Below are 5,089 nucleotides of genomic sequence, written 5' to 3'. Positions count from 1 at the left end.
ATTGAGATGTCATGGGGTGCAAAGCTCCAGAGTATATTTTCCTCTGTACGAACTGTACCCAGATTCAGGCGATTGCTATAAATATACTCTAACTTGCCAATCTTCCCTGAGTCGATTAACTCCTTGATCTTGATAATAGCAGGATGAAACAGCAATACATGGCCTACCATAAGATTAACTTTATGTTTATCAGCCAGGGTTTTAAGGGCACCTGCTTCTTTGGTATTCAGGGCGATGGGTTTTTCAATTAAAACATGTTTACCCTGCTCCAGGAGATATGAACCCACTTCAAAATGTGTTTCAGCTGGGGTAGCAACTGTGAAACCATCGAATTCATCTAAGGGGACATCTCTGACACTATGAAAAAGGGTTGCCTCGGGGAATAGCGTCTTCAATTCTTCCCGGCGATTCTCACGGGATTCCACTATACCAGCTAAAGCACCAAGATTTTTCAAGGTCTTGATGTGGTTGCTTCCCCAGCGGCCGGCGCCTACGACGCAGATTTTTGTCCTCTTGTTCATATTTTTCCTCTATTTCATACGATATATAAATTAAATCTTGGGATTCAGATTACTTAATTTCGAGTCCGAAGGATGAGAAATCCCCCCATCATCCGCAACCACCAACTCTTCCCACATCGGGTTTTTCGATTCTATCAACTGAATCTTCTTTTCTCGTCGCCATTTTTTTATAACTCTCTCACGTTCCAATGCCGCATTGGGCCCCTCGAATACCTCATAATAAACCAGTCGCGTTATTCTGTACGATGCAGCAAATCCCTTTTTACTCGTTCGATGCTCTCGAAGTCGGCGGGCCAAATCGTTTGTCATTCCGATATACAGACGTCTGTTAGCGTTCGCAAGGATGTAGGTAAAATAGGTTCTGCTGTTTGCCATTTTTCCAGGTTTTCTCGCTACGCTCGAAAATGAGTAGATACGGTTTCTCAGCCGTTGATCACTCCGCATATCGTTTCGATGTCAGAGACTTCAAGATATGGATGCATTGGTAGACTGAAAATGCGTTGACTCATTTCCTCACTCACTGGAAAATCTCCATCTTTATAAGAGAGATGATTAAAGGCTGTTTGCTGATGCAGAGGTTTTGGGTAATAAACAGCAGATGGAATGCCTGCATCCTTCAGTTTTGCCTGCAGATTGGTTCTATCATCAGCATCTTTGGCCAAAATAGAATACTGAGCCCAAATGCTGGTGTAGCCAGTCTCTACCTTTGGAACAACTACTCGGTCTGAAAGTAACTCATTGTACTTGCTGGCCACCTCATTGCGAAGGTTTACTTCATTGGGGAAGATTGTGAATTTCTCCAATACAATGGCTGCCTGGAGTGTATCCATACGTCCATTAATGCCAATACGGACATTATCATACTTGTCGCCACCCTTACCATGCACTCTTACAGATACGAGCTTTTCATAGAGCTCATCATCGTCAGTAAAAATAGCACCACCATCACCATAACAACCGAGAGGTTTGGCAGGAAAAAATGAGGTTGAAGCAGCATCACCAAAGCTACCGGCCATACGGTCGTCAATCTGCCCCCCAAAACCCTGGGCAGCATCCTCTAAGATTTTGATATCATATTTTTTAGAAATTAGCTCGATGGCAGCATAATCTGCTGGGAGACCAAATAAATCCACAGGAATAATCACCTTGGGATTTAGTTCACCCTTTTCAATCACCTGATTGATGGCAACATCCAGAAGTTCTGGGGAGATATTGTAGGTCTTGGGATCAATATCTACAAATATGGGTGTGGCACCGAGAAGTTGAATCACTTCTGCAGTAGCAATAAATGTAAATGGAGTCGTAAATACGGCATCTCCAGGACCAACATCCCAGGCCATGAGGGGCATAAGAAGCGCATCTGTTCCAGAAGAACAGCTCACACAATGCTTGACACCAACATATTCAGCCAACTGGGCTTCCATCTCTTTTATCTCAGGACCCATAATGTATTTGCCATGAGCTAGTACGTCCTGGATTCTCTTATCCAGGTTTGTTTTTATAAGACTCTGTTGTTTTGCCAAATCAATAAATTGCATCTAGATTTTCCTTAACTTATCAATAATTCTATTCAAAATATTTTTATGATCTCTTTTTTCATGCGCTTGTTGTTGAGCAAATATCATTCCCCAAGGGAAGCCTTTTGGCCAGATATAAATGATTGTTGGTACGGAGTATCACTAAAAGCTCACACCAAAGTCTCTTCAAGTAGCCGAACAATTTTGTCTGATGCATGACCATCCCCATAGTGGGGATTCCACTGCACTGGTGCCGGGAAATCATTTGACAAAATGGGGATTTTCTCCAGATGATCTCCCACAATATAATTCCATCCATCCCTTACGGTTTCCACCCATTCGGTTTCCCCTCGTACTGTGAGGCAAGGTGTCTTATGCAAATAAGCCTCCTTCTGGACTCCACCAGAATCAGTGATAATAGTCCTGGAATATTTTTCAAGCATCATCATATCCAAATATCCTACGGGATCAATGATCCTGATATTCCCGGCGGTTTGACTGATTAGCTTTTCTACTCTGGGCCGACTGCGAGGGTGTATCGGGAAAATGACGGGTAGATTAATGCTTGAAACTTCCTTCAGAATGGACAGCAATCTATCATCATGGTCAGCATTGGAGGGTCGATGGATGGTCATGAGCAGAAACTCATTCTTTTCCAGTTTCAAATCATTTAGAATGCATGATCTCTGCTCTGCAACTTTCGTATATGTCATTAAGGCATCCACCATGACATCACCAACAACATGAATCCCTGCAGTTATCCCCTCTTTCTTCAGATTCTCCGCTGCAACCTGAGTCGGGACAAATAAAAGATTTGAAAGTACATCGGTGACAACTCGGTTTATTTCTTCAGGCATTTCGCGATTGTAGGATCGCAGGCCCGCCTCGATATGTACAATTTTTATGTGAAGTTTTGCGGCGGCCAATGCTCCTGCTAGTGTGGCGTTGGTATCACCAAACACGATGATAAAATCAGGCTTTTCATTTAGGAGTATCTCTTCAATGCCAACAAGAGAGCCAGCTGTCTGGGAAGCATGGGTTCCCGATCCTACACCCAGATCATAATCTGGTTTGGGGATGCCCATTTCCTCAAAAAAGATGCGCGCCATGTTGTCATCATAGTGCTGTCCCGTATTAACCAGGATTTCAGTATGACCGGTTTCTCGTAGAGCTTTTGAGATAACTGAGGCCTTTACGAACTGGGGACGGGCACCAATAATAGTAACAATTTTCATTTCGATAGCATCATTTCAGTTTTCCCCTTTAACTCAGCTTTGAACTCATTCACGCTTGAAAAGTTCGATCAAAGATGTATTGGGTAACATATTAATGGTAAATCTATTTAATCCAATTCATCTACTCCAGGGAATGAGATTTGTCACTGAAGCTTTTGAATATATATTGTAAATTCATAGACTATTTTGAATTTTATGCCCGAAAGCTATTTTCCATTCAATATCTTAATTTGATTTAATCAGGGGTACCTATGAAATACATCAGAACACTCACAATTCTAAGCGCGCTTCTCCTCCTGACAGCCTGTGGTTCAGGTCCAAATCCAGGCACCACTCCGGAGGCCATGCAAGCAGGACCAAAACCAAGCTGGCTGATCCAGCAACCTGTTGACCCCAACTATTATCTTGGTATTGGTTCAGCATCAAAAAATAAATATGGATCTGAAGCTCAGAAAAGCTCCCAGGATTTGGCTCTGGCTGATTTGGCTTCGCAGATTACAGTTAAAATTACCAGCGACATCGTCACCTCCCTAATTGAGAAGGGTGCCATAACCGAAGAAGAATATCTGGCAACGGCCCGCTCAGAGGCTGTGGCCGATCTGGAAGGTCATGAGCTGGTTGATACCTGGCAGGATGCCAACTATCATTATGCCTATTTCCGATTATCAAAAGCCCAGTATGCAGCGATTCAAGCCAGAAAACGAAAAAGTGCCCTGGCCTTATCTACAGATTTTTTAGGTAAGGCCAAAGCCGCGGATGGGTTAAGCCAATTTTCTGAATCCTTTAATGCTACTATTCAAGCCTATCTGCCCCTGCTTCCCTATCTCAATGAAGCACTGGAGGTCGATTTCAATGGTGGTCAGGTGATTCTCAGTAATGAAGTCAATACCCAGCTACAGGAAATGCTCGCAGGTATCGATCTTTCTCCAAGTCAGTCAAATATATCGGCCAAACTGGGACAACCCATCTCTGGGAAACTGACCGTCTTTGCCAAGGGGAACAACGGTGTAGCATTGCGTGGTTTGCCGCTCAAGGTAGAATTCACAAAAGGAGCCGGGGAATTGCTGGAAAACATAAAAACTGGGAGTCAGGGAAGTGCCGCTCTCCAGGTTACCAGTATTACTGCCCCATTGAAGCTACAAATTCTTGAGATTCGTGTTGATGTTGAACAACTGATCAGCGGTATTGAGTCACCCATTTTAATTGGGATCATCAGGAGTATCCCCCTTTCCTCAACCCGGATAATCTTAGATGTGGCCAATCCTTCAATATATATGGAGACGACCGAATCATTTAACGGTAGGACTTTGAAACAGCTTCAGGTGGAGCCTCGTATAAAGAATCACTTTATTGGCGAGGGATTCCATTTTGTAGATAACCCAAAGGACGCGGATTGGCAGATGATCCTCAATGCCACAGCGACCAGGGGCACGGAATACAGCGGGATGTACACGGCTTTTGCAGATGTGAGCCTGAATGTTGTTGATCGGAAAAGTGGAGCCGAGATCTACAAAAATTCACTCTCACGAGAAAAAGGGATTGATCTGAATTACACCAATGCGGCGAATAAAGCATTTAACACAGCAACTGATAAAATGATTGTGACTATTTTACCGGAGATCTTGAAAAGTCTTAAATAGGTCATCAGGTAATTAGAGCTCCTGCACGCTTCGAGTTCCCTCCAGTCTACGCCCGAAGGGCTACGACCTGGCAGGCAGCGAGACAGACTTAATATCTTGTTTTGTCTTCCTGAGGTGCCCGTAGGGCAGTCTCGAAGGATAATGATACGCATGTGACAGGCAGTTCGAGTACTCTT

General features: G+C 43.7%; 5 protein-coding genes. 1 reads left to right on the top strand and 4 read right to left on the bottom strand.

What is annotated here, in order from left to right; all coding sequences use genetic code 11:
* From ISR87_15185 to wecB, 4 genes are all read right to left on the bottom strand, one after another.
* The coding region (locus tag ISR87_15185; GenBank protein MBL7026785.1) for a Gfo/Idh/MocA family oxidoreductase at positions 1–521 on the bottom strand (521 nt) is incomplete at its 3' end.
* A gap of 30 nt (positions 522–551) precedes the next feature.
* Positions 552–896: a GIY-YIG nuclease family protein gene (locus ISR87_15180; protein ID MBL7026784.1), complete on the bottom strand. Its 345-nt coding sequence runs from the start codon at positions 894–896 to the stop codon at positions 552–554.
* Between the two features lie 47 nt (positions 897–943).
* Entirely contained in the window at positions 944–2,059 is a 1,116-nt protein-coding gene (locus tag ISR87_15175) for a DegT/DnrJ/EryC1/StrS family aminotransferase (protein ID MBL7026783.1), read from the bottom strand.
* A gap of 149 nt (positions 2,060–2,208) precedes the next feature.
* Positions 2,209–3,273 (bottom strand): UDP-N-acetylglucosamine 2-epimerase (non-hydrolyzing), encoded by a 1,065-nt coding sequence (gene wecB / locus ISR87_15170; protein ID MBL7026782.1) that lies wholly within the window; start codon positions 3,271–3,273, stop codon positions 2,209–2,211.
* Between the two features lie 251 nt (positions 3,274–3,524).
* Between wecB and ISR87_15165 the strand changes: the two genes are divergently transcribed.
* A complete protein-coding gene (locus ISR87_15165; protein ID MBL7026781.1) occupies positions 3,525–4,913 on the top strand; it encodes an LPP20 family lipoprotein in 1,389 nt (462 codons plus the stop codon).
* Positions 4,914–5,089 lie beyond the last annotated feature (176 nt).

This window comes from Candidatus Neomarinimicrobiota bacterium (assembly GCA_016784545.1).
Taxonomy (GTDB): domain Bacteria; phylum Fidelibacterota; class UBA8477; order UBA8477; family JABMPR01; genus JABMPR01.
The sequence above is the reverse complement of the archived record's forward strand: the minus strand, read 5'-3'. Positions and strand labels throughout refer to the sequence as shown.